22 protein-coding genes are annotated in these 18,413 nt (G+C 46.3%); 10 read left to right on the top strand and 12 right to left on the bottom strand.

Going from position 1 to position 18,413, the window contains the following annotated elements; translation table 11 throughout:
* Positions 1-134: 134 nt before the first annotated feature.
* The 11 genes from CFE23_RS10785 to CFE23_RS10735 all read right to left on the bottom strand — a co-directional run bounded on the left by CFE23_RS10785 (position 135) and on the right by CFE23_RS10735 (position 7,697).
* Positions 135-542, bottom strand: coding sequence for a hypothetical protein (locus CFE23_RS10785; RefSeq protein ID WP_291087749.1), 408 nt, complete (start codon positions 540-542; stop codon positions 135-137).
* A gap of 146 nt (positions 543-688) precedes the next feature.
* Positions 689-1,099 (bottom strand): hypothetical protein, encoded by a 411-nt coding sequence (locus CFE23_RS10780; protein ID WP_291087746.1) that lies wholly within the window; start codon positions 1,097-1,099, stop codon positions 689-691.
* 646 nt (positions 1,100-1,745) lie between these two features.
* Positions 1,746-2,252, bottom strand: a complete 507-nt coding sequence (locus CFE23_RS10775) for a hypothetical protein (RefSeq protein WP_108372818.1) — start codon at positions 2,250-2,252, stop codon at positions 1,746-1,748.
* Between the two features lie 159 nt (positions 2,253-2,411).
* Positions 2,412-3,464 (bottom strand): tyrosine-type recombinase/integrase, encoded by a 1,053-nt coding sequence (locus tag CFE23_RS10770; protein WP_291087744.1) that lies wholly within the window; start codon positions 3,462-3,464, stop codon positions 2,412-2,414.
* 229 nt (positions 3,465-3,693) lie between these two features.
* Positions 3,694-4,230, bottom strand: a complete 537-nt coding sequence (locus CFE23_RS10765; protein WP_291087741.1) for a hypothetical protein — start codon at positions 4,228-4,230, stop codon at positions 3,694-3,696.
* 157 nt (positions 4,231-4,387) lie between these two features.
* Positions 4,388-4,915: a hypothetical protein gene (locus CFE23_RS10760; protein WP_291087738.1), complete on the bottom strand. Its 528-nt coding sequence runs from the start codon at positions 4,913-4,915 to the stop codon at positions 4,388-4,390.
* An 11-nt stretch (positions 4,916-4,926) separates the two neighbouring features.
* Positions 4,927-5,382 (bottom strand): hypothetical protein, encoded by a 456-nt coding sequence (locus CFE23_RS10755; RefSeq protein ID WP_291087735.1) that lies wholly within the window; start codon positions 5,380-5,382, stop codon positions 4,927-4,929.
* 9 nt (positions 5,383-5,391) lie between these two features.
* Entirely contained in the window at positions 5,392-5,916 is a 525-nt protein-coding gene (locus CFE23_RS10750; RefSeq protein ID WP_291087733.1) for a DinB family protein, read from the bottom strand.
* Positions 5,917-5,945: 29 nt separating this feature from the next.
* Positions 5,946-6,413, bottom strand: a complete 468-nt coding sequence (locus CFE23_RS10745) for an SRPBCC domain-containing protein (protein ID WP_291087730.1) — start codon at positions 6,411-6,413, stop codon at positions 5,946-5,948.
* Between the two features lie 69 nt (positions 6,414-6,482).
* Entirely contained in the window at positions 6,483-6,989 is a 507-nt protein-coding gene (locus tag CFE23_RS10740; protein WP_291087728.1) for a CbrC family protein, read from the bottom strand.
* A 186-nt stretch (positions 6,990-7,175) separates the two neighbouring features.
* Positions 7,176-7,697, bottom strand: coding sequence for a hypothetical protein (locus CFE23_RS10735; RefSeq protein ID WP_291087725.1), 522 nt, complete (start codon positions 7,695-7,697; stop codon positions 7,176-7,178).
* A 922-nt stretch (positions 7,698-8,619) separates the two neighbouring features.
* On the opposite strand from CFE23_RS10735, the gene CFE23_RS10730 reads away from it, so the two are divergent.
* From CFE23_RS10730 to ruvX, 6 genes are all read left to right on the top strand, one after another.
* The gene (locus tag CFE23_RS10730) at positions 8,620-9,516 is read left to right on the top strand and encodes a carboxypeptidase-like regulatory domain-containing protein (RefSeq protein WP_291087722.1); all 897 of its coding nucleotides are present in this window, start codon (positions 8,620-8,622) and stop codon (positions 9,514-9,516) included.
* A gap of 326 nt (positions 9,517-9,842) precedes the next feature.
* Positions 9,843-10,160 (top strand): GIY-YIG nuclease family protein, encoded by a 318-nt coding sequence (locus tag CFE23_RS10725; RefSeq protein WP_291087719.1) that lies wholly within the window; start codon positions 9,843-9,845, stop codon positions 10,158-10,160.
* A 257-nt stretch (positions 10,161-10,417) separates the two neighbouring features.
* The gene (locus CFE23_RS10720; RefSeq protein ID WP_291087716.1) at positions 10,418-10,852 is read left to right on the top strand and encodes a hypothetical protein; all 435 of its coding nucleotides are present in this window, start codon (positions 10,418-10,420) and stop codon (positions 10,850-10,852) included.
* 6 nt (positions 10,853-10,858) lie between these two features.
* Positions 10,859-11,410, top strand: coding sequence for a transglycosylase domain-containing protein (locus CFE23_RS10715; RefSeq protein ID WP_291087713.1), 552 nt, complete (start codon positions 10,859-10,861; stop codon positions 11,408-11,410).
* Between the two features lie 29 nt (positions 11,411-11,439).
* Positions 11,440-11,997, top strand: coding sequence for a hypothetical protein (locus tag CFE23_RS10710; protein ID WP_291087710.1), 558 nt, complete (start codon positions 11,440-11,442; stop codon positions 11,995-11,997).
* 58 nt (positions 11,998-12,055) lie between these two features.
* Positions 12,056-12,469, top strand: coding sequence for a Holliday junction resolvase RuvX (gene ruvX / locus CFE23_RS10705; RefSeq protein WP_291087707.1), 414 nt, complete (start codon positions 12,056-12,058; stop codon positions 12,467-12,469).
* Positions 12,470-12,484: 15 nt separating this feature from the next.
* Here the strand turns inward: ruvX and CFE23_RS10700 are convergent, their stop codons facing one another.
* Positions 12,485-14,701 (bottom strand): FUSC family membrane protein, encoded by a 2,217-nt coding sequence (locus CFE23_RS10700; RefSeq protein ID WP_291087705.1) that lies wholly within the window; start codon positions 14,699-14,701, stop codon positions 12,485-12,487.
* A 184-nt stretch (positions 14,702-14,885) separates the two neighbouring features.
* On the opposite strand from CFE23_RS10700, the gene def reads away from it, so the two are divergent.
* From def to CFE23_RS10680, 4 genes are all read left to right on the top strand, one after another.
* On the top strand, positions 14,886-15,473 hold the full coding sequence (def, locus tag CFE23_RS10695) for a peptide deformylase (RefSeq protein ID WP_291087702.1): 588 nt from the start codon (positions 14,886-14,888) through the stop codon (positions 15,471-15,473).
* A gap of 38 nt (positions 15,474-15,511) precedes the next feature.
* Positions 15,512-15,937: a DUF5606 domain-containing protein gene (locus CFE23_RS10690; protein WP_291087700.1), complete on the top strand. Its 426-nt coding sequence runs from the start codon at positions 15,512-15,514 to the stop codon at positions 15,935-15,937.
* 79 nt (positions 15,938-16,016) lie between these two features.
* Positions 16,017-16,790: a nucleoside triphosphate pyrophosphohydrolase gene (gene mazG / locus CFE23_RS10685; protein ID WP_291087697.1), complete on the top strand. Its 774-nt coding sequence runs from the start codon at positions 16,017-16,019 to the stop codon at positions 16,788-16,790.
* A gap of 78 nt (positions 16,791-16,868) precedes the next feature.
* Entirely contained in the window at positions 16,869-18,317 is a 1,449-nt protein-coding gene (locus tag CFE23_RS10680) for an amino acid permease (protein ID WP_291087694.1), read from the top strand.
* Positions 18,318-18,413 lie beyond the last annotated feature (96 nt).

The raw sequence follows: 18,413 nt of genomic DNA, 5'->3' as shown, positions 1-18,413 counted from the left end.
CGTCCGGCGGCTTCACGTCAGTTGCGGCATTTGGAACTGAGTACTCTCGGCTGGACAAAACGAAGTTATGGAAAAAAGAAGTTCATTTTACAAGGGAAGCAGCAATTGCGTGAAACCGCTGTTACCTGCAGCATTTATTTGCACTTTTTCATTAGTATAGGAGAGGAGTTGTAAGAGTCAATATATGTTTTATCTAATTGACCAGGAGCGCCACCTCCTGTATATATTTTTCTATTTGTTATTTCATTCATTTTGTAAACAAAAATAATGCTATCGCCTTTATCGTTAAGAGCCACTATTTTTTCATAATTTTTTTCGACTCCATAGTTGGCTATTTGTTTTAATATGCAATTTTCAGAAATGTCTTTTTTTGCAACGCCTAGAATTGTGTCTGAAACATTTGTAAAAGTGATCAGATTATAATCTTTAAGTTTTTCGGTTTTTAAAATTCGAAAACCTTCCGAATGCGATTTGTGCGCAATGCTGTTACATGAAAAATTCAAGCCGAGTAAAAAGATCGTTATTTTAGAAAAGTGTTTCATTTACGGTAATGTTGCAGGTAACGTCCGGCGGCTTCACGTCAGTTGCGGCATTTGAAACTGAGTACTCTCGGCTGGACAAAACGAAGTTATGGAAAAAGCGGTTACATTTTACAAGGGAAGCAGCAATTGCGTGAAACCGCTGTTATCTACAGTTGCTGTTTTTTTAACATAATTCCATGATGATGGTCGTTCTTTCTCTGCAAAAAAAGCCCTGAAATTTTATCTTGAAAGTGAATCTCGAATACTCCTACTATTTCAGAATTGAAATTTTTAGAATCATTAGAAGTAACTTCTACAAGGTCGCGTTTTATCTTCCAAGAATACGTTTCCTTTTTCGATGGTGAATAAATTACTTCTAAAGTTTGATCTTCTTTAAATTCAAATGTAACATTTTCAGCATATTTTAAGAGAGTAACTGTTACCACAACTCCATTTTTTTCAGAATCTTCGAATTGTTCCAATTCCCATTTTCGGATTATTTTTTCCGAATCTTTTTCCAATTTTTTTTGTCCAAAGCAAGTTGAGATTGTCAGCAGTAAAATGATTAACCATTTCATATCGAGATTTTTACGCGATTTTTTTTGCAATTGTAGATAACGTCCGGCGGCTTCACGTCAGTTGCGGCATTTGGAACTGAGTATTCTCGGCTGGACGAAACGAAGTTATGGAAAAAAGAAGTTCATTTTACAAGAGAAGTAGCAATTGCGTGAAACCGCTGTTACAGGCCGTTGCGACACAGTTGCTGAATCACACAAAGTAACCACAAAGAAATTCTGCTTTGGTTTTAAACTTTTCAAAAGTTAAGCTGGCATAATTCAACGCAACGGATTTTGGTTGCGCTTTCAACGCAAAGAAGATCGACAAAGCACATCCGCAGCTATTGCGCCTGATTACGTGCAGCAGAGAACTCTCGGCCAGGAGATGCGAAAATAGATAGACAAAATTTCCGGGGACACTAACACAACGTAACCACAAAGATGCACCGTGAAAAATAGGGGATAAGTCAAATTTACTCAAACACAAGCCGAACGTTTCAGTTTAGGGGAATCGTTCTTTCGGAGGCGCGGAGCTATGGCCTGTAACGTCCGGCGGCTTCACGTCAGTTGCGGCTTTTGGAACTGAGTACTCTCGGCTGAACGAAACGAAGTTATGGAAAAAAGAAGTTCATTTTACACGAAAAGCAGCAATTGCGTGAAACCGCTGTTAGCCGTAGTTTTTTATATGTTCTTTCATGGCTTCACGCGGGGTTTTAAATTTCAAAACTTTACTAGGCATTTCATTAATATACCGCAAAGCATAATTTCTTGCTTTTTCAACATTTTTGTCATCTTCATAACAAGCTTTTGTGTGATAAACAAAATCATTTAAAGAACCCATAATTTTTCTATCATTGTCAGTAGTACAAATATTTGCAATTTGATCATATTCCCGCAAATAATTTTCATATTTACTTGTCAATATAAACTCTCGTTCGAGTTGCTTAATTAGCATTTCGGTAAAGAGTATTGACAAATTATTTAGATCCTTTTTTAGGACATCCATAATTATAAAACTGAATAAAGTTTTCTTGTTTACAAAGATTATCCATTTTTTGCCTGCGACTGAAAATAGATGTGCATTCCAGTCAGATTCAAAGTTTACATTAACGTTTACAGTTTTTTGAATATCTAAAAGTTTTGCAAGTTTAAGAGAACAAAAGACATTTATCATAATAGTAAATACGCGATTTTGGTTGAAAATTACGGCTAACTATCCAATACACGCAATCACTTTCCACAAGCCCCATTCATTGCTGCTGATATACAAAAAAGCGCATTGCGTAAAAAGGTGTTACCACCTGTACCGGATTCCCCAAATATACTACTTTATTCAAAGCTTGTCCAACGGACTCACAATTTTCCGGATGTTGTGGTCGCTCACCTCCGTATACAATAACGTCGTCTTGATATTGCTGTGTCCCAGCAGCTCCTGTATAAACCGGATGTCCGTGCCTTGCTCCAGCAAATGCGTCGCAAAACTGTGCCGCAGGCTGTGGATCCCCAACTTCCGCTCATATCCCGTCTTTTTCATCGACTCCCGGAAGATGTGCTGCACCGTCCGGATCGAAATCATCCCGCCATCAGCCCCCTCAAAAAGGTAATGCTTCGGTTTATACTCTTTATAATACAACCGCAGCTGCTCCAGGATGCTCTCCGGCAGGTTCACATACCGCTCCTTTTTACCCTTGCCATGCTCCACAAGCACCTGCATGTTCCTGCTGTCAATCTGCGGAATCGTCAGCCCCGCAATCTCCGACACCCGCAGCCCCATGCCATAGCACAGCTTCAAAATCGTGTTGTGCTTCAGGTTCGTCGTCTGCTCAAACAGTTTTTTGATAATGGCCACCGGAATCACTTTCGGGAGTTTCTGCGGCTTCTTCGGCCTTGGGATGTCGAGGAAAAAATGTTCGCGGTGCAGTATCGTCCGGTAATAGAACTTCAGCGCATTCAGCCGGCTGTGGATCAGCGCCTCGCTTTGCCGCTTGTCCACAAGGCACTGCAGAATGTAGGCACGCACTTGCTCCTCGTCGCAGTCGCGTGCCGGCACCCCTTTGAGCCAATACAGGAAATCCCCGAAATCGGCCCGGTACTTCCGTATCGTGTGCACACTGTACCCACTCAGCCGCAACTGCTCCACAAAGCGCAGCAATACCGGCTGGTTCACTTCGTGGATGAGCGCGAGTACCGATTTTCCCGCCGCAGCATCCACCCGAAAAATCGAACGGTTGCTTTCCGTATCCGGCACATGCCACGCACCAAGCGTCTGGCTCCAGCGGCAGTCTTCGAGTTGTTGCAATTCCTGCAAAAATGCAGCGTCTTTATCAAAATACAGGGCAATCCGGGAGGCGCCCCGGTGCGTGATCAATTTGGCTTTCCAATCCATAACTTCTGGCGTATAATGTAAATAATGGCGTGTATCGGCCGGAGGGCATGTGCGCAGCGTATCGGCAAACACATATCCTCAGGCCATTACGAAGTTATGGAAAAACCGTTTACCTTTTACACGGAAAGCGGCACCCGAACCAACTTTCCGTACGTCATAGGTAATGATACATTCAGTGAGCGAACGGTGCGAAGCCAACGGCGAAAACCGGTGTCCGAATCAGTAGTTATTACTCAGTATAACTTTCCATATATTCAGTTGCCGAACTGACTATCCTAACTTTTGAGCCCAGAGATTTCTGAATAATTTCTAAATCAACTTTGTTAAATTTTGCATCTGTAATTTTGAGTACCTTGAGATTTGGAAGCAACTTTAACTTTGGAATTTCTGCAACAATATTTAAATTTTTATTTAGTGCCAGATCTAAGACTTCAAGGTTTTTAAGTTTTGATATTTCGTTCGGTAAACTTTTCAAGCTATTTGAGTTCAGAATTAAAACTTTCAATAAAATCAATTCTGAAATTTTTTCCGGCAACTCAGAGATTTGATTTTTTTCTTTGTCGCTTTCTGGCAATGCTGACAATGGCGGATAGAATACTACTTCTTTAGCGCCAAGCTTCAGTTTGATAAGGTTTTTGTACTCGAAAACGCTGTCTGGTATTGTTGTTAGTCTTTTGCTGCTTAAATCAATTTCAGTCTCTTTTCGAGAATCCTTTTCAGTACACGAGTAGAAAAAGACAAGTGTCAATAGTAGTGAATATCTCATTGTGCGTTGTTGAAGTATTGGTGCTAGCGTCCACGGCTTAAAGTCAGTTCAGGCATTGGTAACTGAGAATTCCCGGGTAGATAGGACGAAGTTATGCAAATAGAATTACATTGACAACCAACCGATCAAACCGGCCGAAGAGCCATCGAAACTTCTGTCAATGCCCATGCATCTTATTCGCGTAGTTAAGCAATAAGCCATTCACGATCATCCATAAACAGACCGCAATCCCAACATTCAAACTGCTCTCGTCGAAAAACGCATACGGGATAAAAACCATACCACTGAGAACCGAGGTGATCAATATAGATGAAATCCGCAGTCGTTTTTTTAAAATGTATTTTGTGCCCAGCAGATAAACCAGCGATCCCAACGAACCGGAAAAAAGCGCTGCCAATGCCATTCGGCCGGCTGCCGAGAAGAGCCACACACCGCCATGGTAGGTCGCGACCGACATGAGGAAGTGCAGCACTATTTTTCCTTCGCTTTCCTTTTCCACGTTGAAATACGTAGTGCTAATCGGAAAAGTGATTCCTGGGAGAAACAACATCACCATCGAAAACAGCGGCTCAGGGGAATCGCCAATACCCCTCAACCAAAACAGCAGCAGATACAACAGCCCCACAACAACCGAATTAAACAGCGCCTTGTTTGCCTTAAAAAATGTCATCGGTGAAACGGTCATTTCCTGCTGTGTTATTTATGCCTATCGTCAAACGCGCTCCTGTCACGATCGTTGCCAGGGAATTCAATCCCCGTTTGCCGTATGACAATATCATAATCCCTCGTCAGCGAAAACCGGTTTTCCGGCATCAAAGTGAAAGCGGTCCTGAAACCAATTAACAGCAACGCTATGACGAACAACACAACTGAAAATCCTTTCTTAACGGTAATCGCAGAAACCCAACGATTCACCGAATAAATGATCCCGGTAACGATCCCAAAATAAATGATGAAATCTGCAGCCAGAGCGTCCATAAAATATTCCTCTGCCATAGAAGTGTAAAAGGCCGGTGCCCGATAAATAAACGGAAAACCATACATGAGGCCGTCAGTCCCGTCAACAACGTCGACCAGCCACCACTTCGTGAAAAGGGCAAATGCGATAAGGGTTATCGGAAAGGCAAAACGTAGGATTAATGTTCTGTTCATTACTATTGGCTATTGCGCCATATCCCCGACCCGAAAAGACCATTCCATATGCCGGTCAAAGTCCTGCCGCACCAGCATATACAACTGTCCTGTATGGTGCTGTGTATGCCGTAAATTATACAGCAATATTTCCAATCTCGAATAATTCATATCATCCGGTGCATCCCCTTCCACAAAGCGGCCATCGAGGGGATCGTCGCGCAATCCTGCTATAATTTGCGCACACTTTAAGCGGCTTTGCGCAAGATAATCCAGCAGTGCCGCTTTCGGGTAAATCTGATCCGGTATAAAATCACCCACCGATTCCGCCGGCCGGTCATCCTGGTCTTTTTGCGTAAAAGCAAGCATCGGGACAAAATCAGCAGGAGGGAAGGTCAGGTAATAATCCAGGAACAATGTGCTGTGGAACGCCAGGTAATAGAAACGCGTCCCGGCTGAGAAATAATCGTCCGGGCAATTCGAAATGACGTGTGCCAGCATGTCGATGCCCGCGCCAAACTGGTTCCAAAGCGCTTCCCTGAATGAATGGTTCATCGGTATAATGTGTTGGTTGATAATCGTCCTTACGAAGGCTGTTCACAAATGGCCTTGAGCTTTTCCAGCGCGCCCGGATACGTCTCGTTCATGTATGCGGAAAAGTCTTCCGTGGCGTCGAGCTCAACCATAATCGTAGTCCGTCCGTCAGCTTCAGTAAAGGTATAGTTCTCAAAGCCATTGGCCCATTGTTCCACATCCGGACCTTCCATGATTTCTTTGTCGCCCTGTAAAAGGCCAACGTGCTGGATCGACACAAACTGGTTCGGGATGTTCTCCGCAATCTGCGAAACCATACCGCCTTTCTCGCCTTGGTCATCAACGCCCAGGAACAACATCTTATTCCCCTTGTCCCAGCTTCCCTCATACGTCGACGTCGGGTTAAACAACGCAGTCCACTGCTCATAAGTCGATTTGTCGCTCAGGCCCAGCATAGCATCGTAAACCCTGCCCACAGGCGCCTCGATGCTGACCTGAAATTGTAACTTCTTCTTCATAACTATATTTGTTTAAATTAATTTTCCGGGTCAGCGGCTATTGGTGCGCACCGACTAACAGTGCCGCCGCTAATCGTCAAAGTAAATGCGGTGCTTACCGCAATGCAGGCACTGGAACACATACCCGTCCAACGCTTCTTTTTTCAGGCCTTTAACCATCTCAGCCACGTCAAACCCGCTGTCTTCAATGTCGTCCATCAATTCATCCAGGATCGGCGCCACCAATTCCGGATTCGCATAACCGACAAAAGCACAAAGGTCATCGCAATGCGCGAGCCAGTTCGCTTCCTGGATGGCATCAAAACCCGGTGTACGTTGGGAAACTTCTACAATCGCCGATTCGTTTTCGACGCCGTCCACAGCCGCGGGATCCTGGAAATCGCCCCCGAATTTCTCCGCCGCTTTGCCATTTTTAATGCACCACGGACAAAGATCTTCTATTTCATCTACCGTATAAAAAGGCCCGTTGTACCGATACGGACTGGGCGCGCCGCAACATTCACAAACGATGTCTTCTTCCGAAATGATTTCCAGTGTGTACGCGTTTGGATGGTACTTAAATGTTGGTAATTCCATAAATAGGTATTTTACAGGGGTGGCAACCTGCGTGTTATTGCTTCCGTTTTTAATCGAACCTGCTGCCGGATTCCGTGGCGCCGGAATACCCTCCGGAAACGCAAAGCCAACGCCACGCGCCGCAGCCAGACGAAGTTAAGCAAAAAAGTTTTTCTTTCACAAAAGAAAAATAGCCTCAACATACCGCTATTTTTTTGCCGCTTTTTTTACCGCATCAAGGTACTTCTTCCGCACACCATTCTGCTGCTCCTGCGCCGCTAGCGACTCAATGGAAGCCAGAAAATCAGCATGTTGCGCTGTGTGGCCCTTCAGGATTTCCCCGAGTGCAAAAGCCGCTGCCCACCGCACCACCGTGCCCTCATGCGATGCATTCACGAGCAGGCCCGCAACCGCCACGCTGAGTTTGTCCGGGAACAAATGCGCCGTGTTCCCAATCACTTTCGCGCTTTCCCATTTCACCCGCGGTGCTTTCGCCGCAAGCGACCCAACCATAAAATCAAATACCCCATCGGTAGCAATGTCCGGCCGACGCTGCGTCGCGTATTCGATCGCTTCAATACACGTTCCCTTATCGGCATCCTTAGCCGTTTCCGCAAAGGCGACCAGCTCCTCTGCCGGCAGCGAACCGTCCAGCAGCCAGCCGGCGAGTGCCTCCGTTTTGGCTTTCGTTTTCGTGGTCTTGTCAGCCAGTAGTGCCGCTATAGTCATAGTATGGTAGGTATTAAAGCCGTATCAACGGCATTGTTAGGGAACAGATGTAGTGTGTTACCGACCCAACAGCGGGCCACCTTCGTCAAAATAGTCCTTTGCCACTGTAAGTTCATTTTCGCAGCAATACGCGTCGCGCCCCGCGCCGTGCCCACAACAAGGGGGGGGCACCACCAAGGCGAATAAGGTACCGCTGTTCCATCACAACGGCAAAACGCATATTTCAGACAGGCACAGGAACGATTAAGGCAAAACACCAAACAAAAATAATAAAAAAACACCCCGGCAAACGGAAGCTTTTACAGTTTAGTGCGCTGCCGGTAATGGTTTGCCTTAATAGGAGCGGCCGCGACTTTACACAGCTAATTAAACAGTCCCAATTACAAGGCTTCGCGATCGAATTACAAGGCTTCGCGATCGAATTACAAGGCTTCGCGGTCGAATTACGAGGCTTCGCGGTCAAATTACAAGGCTTCGCGGTCGAATTACGAGGCTTCGCGGTCAAATTACAAGGCTTCGCGGTCAAATTACGAGGCTTCGCGATGGAATTACAACGCTTCGCGGTCGAAACACAGCGGGTTTCGCTTCTTACAGCCCGATTTAAAATACCAAACGAACGGCATATCCATGTGACAATGCCTGATATCAGAAAGCAGTATTAAAGCATGTACATTTCGAAATCGTTTGCGTATTGTATTTAATAAGCGTAATGATAAAAAAATATTAAAAAAACCCTTACATATTGTTAAAATGTTGATTTAACATAAAATTCACATAGTTGCGAAGCGTTGATTTTGCTGACTTCCAAATTTTTGTAAGTTAAATATTAGCAAAATTTTAAAAGTGCTTTATTCAACCTGTTACATTAGCCTCAGGTTCAGCGTAGTGCGGGGCCATATTAGTAATTTAAACACAATACAAAATGAATGCAAAAGAAACCGCAAGGTTAGCGATGTACGTGGTGACCGCAGACCTTGAAACCACAGCCGACCCGGCCATCATCGCCGGAATGCCAAAGTTCAACACACACCTCACGGAGTTTAAGCTGGCCATCGCCGACATCGATGTGGCAGCGCGCCAGCAGCAGGATTATCCGCGCCTGACCGCCGCCGACAAGACCGCCGCGCGCGAAGCATTGCTCAACAGCATGCTCAACGCGGAGCTCATCGTCAAGGCCTTTGCCGCCGACAACAACAAGCCCGGTATCGCACAAGGGGTAATAGCCGCCGATTCCACTTTACGCAAACTGAATGACAAGGAATTCTCGCTCGAGGCCGAGAACATCGTCAAACTCATCACCGAATGGGAAAACGATCTCGCACCCTACGGTATTGGCAAAAATGAAATCTTGGAACTCAGCGCCGCCACCGACTTGTTTAAGGCGTTGATGTCGACCCCGCGCTTAAACGTCGTGGCGAAGGCCGATGCGACAAAAAAGGTTAAGGAAGGCTTCCGCCGCGCCGATGAAGCGTTGCTGCACATGGACAACCTCGTCAAAACGCGCCGCAAAAGCCAACCCGATTTCCACAACGATTACTGGCAGCGCCGCATCATCGTGAACCTGCCATCACAACCGCTGGCGTTGCGCGGCACCGTCGTAAACGCCGCCGGCGTCCCGCTCAAAGGCGTCAAAATGACCATCGACGGACACACACAAAAGGCGCGCACCACCGCCAAAGGGACTTTCCGCGTAAAAAGCCTCCCCGACGGCGTTTACGTACTGCGCTTCGTACTGCCCGGCTACGAAGAATTGCTTCACACTATCGCCATCACCAACGGCAACCGCAACTTCGCCACCATCCAGCTCCGGGAACAATAGCCCACAACCCGCCGCAGGGATAATCGGGAAAGCGCCAACAGGCGCTTTTCTTTATTCTAAACGACACAGCCTTGCACGCTCACCACTACAATTTCACCTCGTATTACGTTGTGATTTCGACGAAGAAGGCTGGCGGGTTCCACCCAAAATACAATCATCCCCATTACTCTAATTTTCACGGTAGGACGTTGTCATTTCGACGAAGGAGAAATCTTCGCCGCTATTGTCAACCAACCCGTTACAATTATTCCCCATTACTCTAATTTTCCCTGTAGGACGTTGTCATTTCGAGGAAGTATCACTAAATTAGTATAAAACTACACGCCATGCACTTCCACGAAGGTTACCATACCTACTACATTTACATCATCACCAATAAATCCAAAACAGTACTGTATACCGGAGTAACGGGCAACCTGAAAAATAGGTTACAACAACATTCCGAAAACATCCAATCGAGTATTCCAACGTTTGCCTCCAGATACCAGGTACATTATTTACTGTATTTCGAAAAATTCACCTGGATAGATGAAGCCATTGCGCGCGAAAAGGAAATTAAGAAATGGAGAAGGGAGAAGAAACTCAATCTGATCAAGACAATCAATCCCTCACTCGACTTTCTGGACAATTGGTTTCAATTGTAAATTATAGAGCCTAAAAAACACCAGAGAAATTCTCAATAATCCGTACCTTAACCATAAAAACAATGAAAATAGCCGCAAGCATCGGTCCGCAGCAGTAAGGTTACAGCCATCCCGTCTCAATACCCAAAACGCACAAACATTTACCGGGAAGTAGCACCCATAACCACCATTTTCCATACCTTTAACCTTAAAACACACTTACCATGGACCAGGCACACATTCATTTACTGATCACCCACCTGCCGATTTTCGGCTCATTGTGCGGGGCAATAGTCCTCGCTTACGGACTTTGGGCAAAAAGCAATGCTACCAACATAGCAGCGTATCTCGTACTTCTTTTATCCTCAATCGGGGCAGGGATCGCCTACCTCACCGGGGAAGGCGCAGAGGAAAAAGTAGAACACCTCGAAGGCGTAACCCGCCATGCCATCCATGAGCACGAACATTTCGCGCTCTACGCACTGATTTCGCTGATCGTTTTGGGTGTTGCCGCCTTGATTGCATGGTTCCTCACACGCACCCGGCCGACAACCGGAAGGACGATGGGAATCCTCGTTTTGTTGCTGGCGCTAATCAGTTTCGGTCTCGTCGCCCGCACCGGATACCTCGGTGGCCAGATCCGCCATACGGAAATCGTCGATGGTGCGCTCCAGCCAGCCGAAAATCCAACGGATCACCACGACGGCGATTAATACCCAATGCAGAACACCCTGCTAAAAGTTACCGGAATCGTTTTAGTGCTCGCGCTGTTGGGCTATGGATTCGCGCTCGGTGATCTCAACCCCCTATACCACGACGACACATACCGGGAAGTGCACAAAGAACTTACGGCCGGCAAAATGGAAAAGGACCTCGACACATTGGCTGCCTTATATATAAAAATGTACGCCGGGCGCAAAAACAAACCCTGTCCGTGCAAAGATGCCGCTTATGTCATCACCGCCCGACACCATGGAATATTCAACAGGCTCTACCACTTTAAATTAGAAAGAGAATTTTCTGACGAAGAATGCATAAAATTCTTATTATTGCATAGTGAAGGTGGATTTGGTTTCGGGAAAAAGGATGTACACCAGGCAGCAGCATACTATTTCCATAAATCAGTACCGGAACTGAACGAGGCAGAACAGATTACCATGTTATTGCTATTGGAAAACCCGTCGTATTTTAACCCAGTGCGGCGCAGGGACAAAGTATCGTCCACGGTTAGGATGTACCAGAACGTATTGCAGGCAAACGAACACAATTGACAGGTTTCAACGATTAATCCATTAGACGAATGAGCAAAAATTACACAAATCTATATTACGGCACTGTAGCATTGGTGCTGGCCGCCGGTATCGTATTCGTTCCCGCAGCATTGTTCGCCGCCATTCCCGCGTCAATCGGATTGTTTTTGTTTGGCATGGTGTTTAAGAAATATGCCCTCCGATTTCACGAAGCGTTTATCGCCGCCTTCTGGACTGCTTTTGGCTATCTCGCCATTTCCATGCTGGTGGCGCTGCTGTTGTATTTTCGCGCCGTTTATTTCCAGGATTATAAAATGAGTTTTTACCCCTCCTGGTTGTTGAACTACTACACACCAAGGTATTTTCCTCAATATTACAAGATTATTTCAGTATTGCATATTGTTTGTATACTGGCGTCCGCATTCATCCTGCATCTGAAACTGAAACCGATAGTGATCTCGCGGATGTTGTACGGTTTTTCATTGGCATGGACAGCAGCGGTGATTTTACCATGCCTCCTTTTCGGACTATACGCCTACCTTTATGTATTGCGGCACCTTTGCCCCGATAAGCTCCAGTCGGCCATCGGCTACATGCTGATAAAGTAACGTACGGTCGCCATTCATCGCACGCTTTGATTGTAAATCGTTACTTTTACAGAAAAAAATGCCAAGATTACTCGCCATCGACTACGGAATCAAACGCACTGGGATTGCCATCACCGATGAAATGCAATTAATTGCGTCCGGATTGACGACCATTCCATCCGAAACCGCCATCGCTTTCCTCGCCGATTATTTTTCAAAGGAAAAAGTAGAGAAAGTAATCGTCGGTAAACCCATGCAGATGAATGGGCAGCCGTCCGAAAGCACTGAAATCATCGAAAAATTTGTGGTCTTATTTCAGTCCAGGTTTCCAAAAATGCCCGTCGTGCGCGCAGACGAAAGATTTACGTCGAAAATGGCATTCCAAACGATGATTGATAGTGGATTGTCAAAAAAACAGCGGCAGAATAAAGCCCTCGTCGACGAGATTGCCGCCACCATCCTGCTGCAGGGCTACATGGCCGGAAACTACTGAAAACCAGCGCGCGATTTATCGTTTTTCCTCAAGACGCGTGGTTGTCTTTAAGATGCTCTCAGACAAACTGATCAGCCACACCAATTGTTCCAAAACCAGTTGTGATTCCTGCATCTTCAGGTAAAATTCGGTATCGTCATTCGCCAGTGCTTTAAGCTCTTTGGCGCGGAGGTTCTTCAATTCCGTAAACCGGACGTCAAGCTCATAGTCTTTTGAGGTGCCCAATACCGGCGAATCGACGGCATCGTGTTCCATCACTTTTACAGCATGGTCTAAGTTGCGGATCACTGTGCTCATGACCACGTTAAACGCCTCTGAGGCTTTTGCCGTGTGGTGCGTCTGGATGTAAGTACCGATAGATGCCGATGCGGACAGCAGGGTATGGTTTAGTTCCACCAGTTTGTACAGCAACTGGATCTGTTTCTGCTTGGATTTCGGTTCCTGCGACATGCGTTGGAACGAGGCCATCAGGTTACCCGTCTCCACAAAGGCATTCTTCCGGGAAAGGCGGTACGCCGCCGTAACTTCGCCCTTCGCCGTGTAATACGAAACAATTTCACGCAGGTAATTGCGGTTGGCTTCAATCGATTTGACGATGTAAGCAGGCAGGCTCATGAATTCCCACGACGGCCACAGTAGGTAATTTGCAATAAACGCCAGCGTACCACCGATTACCGTATCCAATATCCTGAATTCGACCACTTGGTTGTTGTCAGGCATCAATAACCCGTAGATGAACACCACATACATCGTTACGAAGGTAGCGCCCACGCGGTAATTGATCTGCGTAAACGCAAAGCCCAGCAGCATGGAAAACACCGCCAGGGTTCCGATAACCGTATTGTTGTGCACAAAGTACAGGATCGCAAAAGCAATCAATCCCCCAAACACCGTGCCCAGCATACGGTTGTACGAACGCTCCTTCGTCAAGCCGTAACCCGGTCGCATGATGACAATGATCGTCAGCAGGATCCAATACGGGTTCTGCAGCGGCAGCAAACTCCCAAACGCCATCCCAAAAAGGATCGTTACCGTGAGCCGCAGCGAGTGCCTGAAGATGATCGACGAAAAGCTGAGGTTTTCCTTTAATGTATTAAAAGGGTAATACACGGGCGCGACCAGCCGTTCGATATCCTTATCTTTGACGAGCAATTCTTTCAGGTCCGTATTGGCAGAAAAGGCACGTTCCATCACACGGATTTTTTCAATCTGCTTTTCGGCATAATGCAGCATATTCGACAGCATCAACACACCTTCCGTGGCCTGGTCACCAAACTCCTGGCGATAGGACTGGATTACCGCTTCAAGCGCTTCAACTTCTTTTTTTAGTTTATGTTTTGAAACATAAGGCTTGTTGTTGTAGATGCTTTTTGAAACGCGCTTCAACGTCGCGGCAAGATTGTAAGCGAGGCTTTGATACGTGGGCAGCGCCTTCGGAAAATCCTTAAACTTCTGTTGCAGTTGGTTGTGGTTAAAGGAAGTAGCCAGTGCAAGCTCCAATATCTCAACGCACGAGATAAACACGAGCAGCATTTTGCGGTTTTGGTTCGACGCCCCGGAATTTGACCGGTTGCGGATCAGGATTTCGCGCAGGTTCTCGTGTATCGTATTGAGCTCCACCTGCAGGTGCAGCTGGCTTTCAATGATTTTATCCCGATCGGCATCAGCATCCCAAAGATCCCCACGCAGCTTCATGTACTTTGCAGTCAGCCGAATGCAATCCGCAAGTTGCATCTGTGCATAACGGTGCGGCCAGATCAGGTCGAATGCTAATGATACCAGCAGGTAAAACAACCCTCCGGCAAGCATCAGGCCGGAGTATTGCAGCATTTCCCAACCCTGGTGAAGGTGCGCAAAAGCCAGTGACAGTGCGAGCAATCCTGAGAACGATACCATATTCGCCCGTTGACCATACACTGAAATCATCGCCAGGAAAAAAATCAGGAAGGTAAAAACAGGATAAAGGATAAAAGGATAGGGATACAGCACGTTCATCAGCAGGTTCGCACCGGCGACAATCAATGCCGCAATGCCGACACCCTTGATCTTATGGCGTTTGTTGCTTGGGATGTCGGAAGGATAGGTGAGCAGTGCGCCCAGCGCGATCGTGAATCCCATTTGGAAATACCCGAAATAGTTCAGTGTAACCACCGGAATAACCGCTGCCAAAGTGACCTTCAATGCATTTGAGAAGTTAATGCTCGCGGTAAAATTCCTGACTTTTGTAACCATTACTTAAAATATACGCAAAGGTAAAAAATGTTAAAGCGATAAGCGATTCGCACGGAGTGTTTTAAGAGAAATTTGTAAAAAAACGCCAATTCTTGCGTGCGCTTTATGTCATGATGGTTTTTTCATTATTTTTGCTGACCCGTTCCAATGCATATTTGCAGGACCGTTATTTAAAGAAAAGAAAATGATTTTACCAATCGTAGGTTACGGCGACCCGGTTTTACGGAAAGTATGTGATGAGATCACTGCAGACTATCCAAACCTGAAGCAACTCATCGCAGACATGTTCGAGACGATGTACAATGCATATGGAGTCGGATTAGCGGCGCCGCAGGTGGGCCTTGCCATTCGTTTGTTCGTAATCGATACCAAACCGTTCAGTGAAGACGAAGACCTCCCAAAAGACGAGCAAAAACAGCTTGAGAGTTTTCGCCAGGTGTTTATCAATGCAAAGATGCTGAAGGAAGAAGGCGAGGAGTGGGGCTTTAATGAAGGCTGCCTCAGCATTCCGGACGTACGCGAAGACGTATACCGTCATGAGAAAATCACCATCGAATACTTTGATGAAAATTTCAATAAGAAAACCGAAGTTTTCGACGGACTCGTTGCCCGCGTGATCCAGCATGAATACGACCACATTGAAGGCATTTTGTTTACAGACCTGATTTCGACGTTAAAGAAACAGCTCATCAAGAAAAAACTATCAAATATTATGGAGGGGAAAGCCCGTCCGGACTATAAAATGAAATTCCACGCCAAAAAAGGCAGGTAAAAGAAATATAACCCAATTAACGTATTAACATATTTAAAATGAATTTAGAGAAAATATTGGCCATTTCCGGAAAACCGGGTTTATACGCATTAAAAATACAGACCCGTACGGGATTCGTTGCAGAATCTTTGCTGGATGGGAAAAAGATTACGGTGGGTTTGAGAAGCAACGTCAGCCTGCTTTCAGAAATTTCAATGTACACCAATACCGAAGAGAAACCACTTGCTGAAGTGATGCGTAACATCGCTGTAAAAGAGAATGAAGGTGCAGCCATTTCCCACAAAGAAGACAACGATAAATTGACCGCTTACTTTAAGGAAGTCCTTCCGGATTATGATGAAGACCGTGTCTACGTATCCGATATCAAGAAGGTATTGAACTGGTATAACCTGCTGCAGGCAAAAGGCCTGGTCTCAAAAGAAGCACCGGCGAAAACAAAAGAAGCGCCAGTTACAGAAGAATAGTTAACATCTTTTTATAAAATATAGTCCCGTCACTCAAATCAAGTGGCGGGATTTTTTATTTTTATGCAAAACAATAATTATGGCAGACAGGCAATTACAGCTTCAGGCATTCGGGCGGCTGCTCGACATTATGGATGACCTCAGGGAAAAATGCCCATGGGACAGGAAGCAGACCCTGCAAACACTGCGCCACCTTACTATAGAAGAGACGTATGAACTCGGTGATGCGATCCTTGATAACGATCTCAACGAAGTAAAAAAGGAACTCGGCGACCTGTTGCTGCATATTGTCTTTTATGCTAAAATAGGCAGTGAAACGGACAGCTTCGATATCGCTGACGTATGCAATGAAATCTGCGACAAACTGATCCACCGGCATCCGCACATCTATTCCGATACCGTCGTGAAAGACGAAGAAGAAGTAAAACAGAACTGGGAGAAGCTAAAGCTGAAGGAAGGCAAGAAATCGGTATTGGAAGGTGTGCCGCGCAGTTTGCCGGCTTTAGTCAAAGCCAGCCGCATCCAGGATAAGGCCAAAGGCGTCGGTTTTGATTGGGAAGAGCCAAGCCAGGTATGGGACAAGGTTCAGGAAGAACTGGCGGAGTTGCAGGATGAGGTGCAATCAGGCGACAAAGACCGGATGGAGAGTGAATTCGGTGACGTACTGTTCTCCATGATCAATTATGCCCGGTTTCTGGATATCAATCCCGAGGACGCGCTCGAACGCACCAACAAGAAGTTCATTAAACGTTTCCAATACCTGGAAAGCAAAGCCGGTGCATTGGGGAAACCTTTAAGCGAGATGACTTTAGCAGAAATGGACGTGTTCTGGAACGAGGCAAAAAAACTGTAGCTTTACCGGAAACAACTTCAAGCGCAGCGGAGAAGCAAAAATATTCCTACTCTATCAACGAATTAACCAAACCAAAATATGTCTGAAACAAAACACCACTTACAACGCTCACTCGGGCTGATCGATGCCACAAGCCTTGTCGCCGGTTCCATGATCGGATCGGGAATTTTTATTGTTACGTCACAAATGGCACGCGACATCGGTTCCGCCGGCTGGATTCTGGCGTTGTGGCTCATTACCGGATTCCTGACGATGACCGCCGCGTTGAGCTATGGGGAATTGGCAGGCATGATGCCGAAAGCAGGCGGGCAGTTTGTATACATCCAGCGCGCGTATGGCAGGCTGCTGTCGTTTCTGTATGGATGGACCGTTTTTACCGTCATCCAGACAGGTGTCATTGCCGCTGTGGCTGTTGCTTTTGCAAAATACACCGCAGTATTTTTTCCCAAATTAGACATCGAGATCTTTGCAGTCGGTGAAACCTGGGTGTTTACGTACAAACAGGTCCTTGCGATGGCAAGCATCCTGCTGCTGACGTACATCAATACCAAAGGCGTTAAAACAGGAAAGACGATCCAACTGGTATTTACTTCGGCCAAATTGATTGCGCTTTTTTCCATCATTATTTTTGGGCTTTACGTCGGACTGCAATCGGATGTACTGGCCAATAATTTTGCCCACATGTGGGAAGCCTCTAAAACCGTAGAGAACCCCGATGGCACGGTGGCCGTAACAAAGCTCGTGGGCGTTGCCGTATTGGGCGCTGCGGGTGCTACAATCATCAATTCCCTGTTTTCAAGCGACGCCTGGAACAACGTGACCTTTATCGCCGGTGAAATAAAAGAACCAAAAAAGAATATCCCACGCAGCCTGTTCTTAGGGACATTAATCGTGACCATCATTTACATCCTGGCAAATATCGCATACCTCGCTTTGTTACCACTAAACGGCACCATCGATGGCGCTACCGTAATGGAAAAAGGAATTGCATTTGCCGCCGAAGAACGTGTTGGTGCCGCTGCAGCAAGCGTATTCATGGGCAATATCGGCGTGTTTGTCATGGCGGCGCTGATTATGGTTTCGACGTTTGGCTGCAACAGCGGTTTGGTATTGTCCGGCGGAAGGCTTTTTTATGCGATGGCAAAAGACAAACAATTCTTCAAAGGAGCGGGCGAATTGAACGCACATGATGTTCCTGCCAAAGCGCTTTGGGTACAGTGTCTCTGGGCCTGCATCTTGTGCATTTCCGGAAAATACGGCGACCTGCTGACCTATGCGACTTTCGCCTCACTGTTGTTTTACATGCTGACCATCGGAGGGGTTTTTATATTAAGGAAACGGGAACCGGAAGCCGAACGTCCTTATAAAGCTTTCGGATACCCTTTCGTACCGGCACTTTATATAGTCGTGACCGCGGCGATTTGCGTGACGCTATTGGTATACGATACCGCGAACACAGGACTTGGGCTCGGAATTGTAGCACTCGGGATTCCGGTGTATTACTTGTTTATGGATAAAAAGGGGTAGTTTTTCAGGAGCCTTATCCTGCTCTCTGCTGTATCTTTTGTGGCTCCGCTGCGCTGCGCCACAAAAGGATGCCGCGTCGATCAGGGCTAGGGGCGG

It is taken from the genome of Flavobacterium sp. BFFFF1, from assembly GCF_002256285.1.
In the GTDB taxonomy this organism is placed as follows: Bacteria; Bacteroidota; Bacteroidia; order Flavobacteriales; family Flavobacteriaceae; genus Flavobacterium.
The sequence above is the reverse complement of the archived record's forward strand: the minus strand, read 5'-3'. Positions and strand labels throughout refer to the sequence as shown.

Coding starts and splice junctions, on each gene's coding strand:
- CFE23_RS10785 (WP_291087749.1), bottom strand. CDS start 542: ATGAAACACTTTTCTAAAATAACGATCTTTTTACTCGGCTTGAATTTT.
- CFE23_RS10780 (WP_291087746.1), bottom strand. CDS start 1,099: ATGAAATGGTTAATCATTTTACTGCTGACAATCTCAACTTGCTTTGGA.
- CFE23_RS10775 (WP_108372818.1), bottom strand. CDS start 2,252: ATGATAAATGTCTTTTGTTCTCTTAAACTTGCAAAACTTTTAGATATT.
- CFE23_RS10770 (WP_291087744.1), bottom strand. CDS start 3,464: ATGGATTGGAAAGCCAAATTGATCACGCACCGGGGCGCCTCCCGGATT.
- CFE23_RS10765 (WP_291087741.1), bottom strand. CDS start 4,230: ATGAGATATTCACTACTATTGACACTTGTCTTTTTCTACTCGTGTACT.
- CFE23_RS10760 (WP_291087738.1), bottom strand. CDS start 4,915: ATGACCGTTTCACCGATGACATTTTTTAAGGCAAACAAGGCGCTGTTT.
- CFE23_RS10755 (WP_291087735.1), bottom strand. CDS start 5,382: ATGAACAGAACATTAATCCTACGTTTTGCCTTTCCGATAACCCTTATC.
- CFE23_RS10750 (WP_291087733.1), bottom strand. CDS start 5,916: ATGAACCATTCATTCAGGGAAGCGCTTTGGAACCAGTTTGGCGCGGGC.
- CFE23_RS10745 (WP_291087730.1), bottom strand. CDS start 6,413: ATGAAGAAGAAGTTACAATTTCAGGTCAGCATCGAGGCGCCTGTGGGC.
- CFE23_RS10740 (WP_291087728.1), bottom strand. CDS start 6,989: ATGGAATTACCAACATTTAAGTACCATCCAAACGCGTACACACTGGAA.
- CFE23_RS10735 (WP_291087725.1), bottom strand. CDS start 7,697: ATGACTATAGCGGCACTACTGGCTGACAAGACCACGAAAACGAAAGCC.
- CFE23_RS10730 (WP_291087722.1), top strand. CDS start 8,620: ATGAATGCAAAAGAAACCGCAAGGTTAGCGATGTACGTGGTGACCGCA.
- CFE23_RS10725 (WP_291087719.1), top strand. CDS start 9,843: ATGCACTTCCACGAAGGTTACCATACCTACTACATTTACATCATCACC.
- CFE23_RS10715 (WP_291087713.1), top strand. CDS start 10,859: ATGCAGAACACCCTGCTAAAAGTTACCGGAATCGTTTTAGTGCTCGCG.
- CFE23_RS10710 (WP_291087710.1), top strand. CDS start 11,440: ATGAGCAAAAATTACACAAATCTATATTACGGCACTGTAGCATTGGTG.
- ruvX (WP_291087707.1), top strand. CDS start 12,056: ATGCCAAGATTACTCGCCATCGACTACGGAATCAAACGCACTGGGATT.
- CFE23_RS10700 (WP_291087705.1), bottom strand. CDS start 14,701: ATGGTTACAAAAGTCAGGAATTTTACCGCGAGCATTAACTTCTCAAAT.
- def (WP_291087702.1), top strand. CDS start 14,886: ATGATTTTACCAATCGTAGGTTACGGCGACCCGGTTTTACGGAAAGTA.
- CFE23_RS10690 (WP_291087700.1), top strand. CDS start 15,512: ATGAATTTAGAGAAAATATTGGCCATTTCCGGAAAACCGGGTTTATAC.
- mazG (WP_291087697.1), top strand. CDS start 16,017: ATGGCAGACAGGCAATTACAGCTTCAGGCATTCGGGCGGCTGCTCGAC.
- CFE23_RS10680 (WP_291087694.1), top strand. CDS start 16,869: ATGTCTGAAACAAAACACCACTTACAACGCTCACTCGGGCTGATCGAT.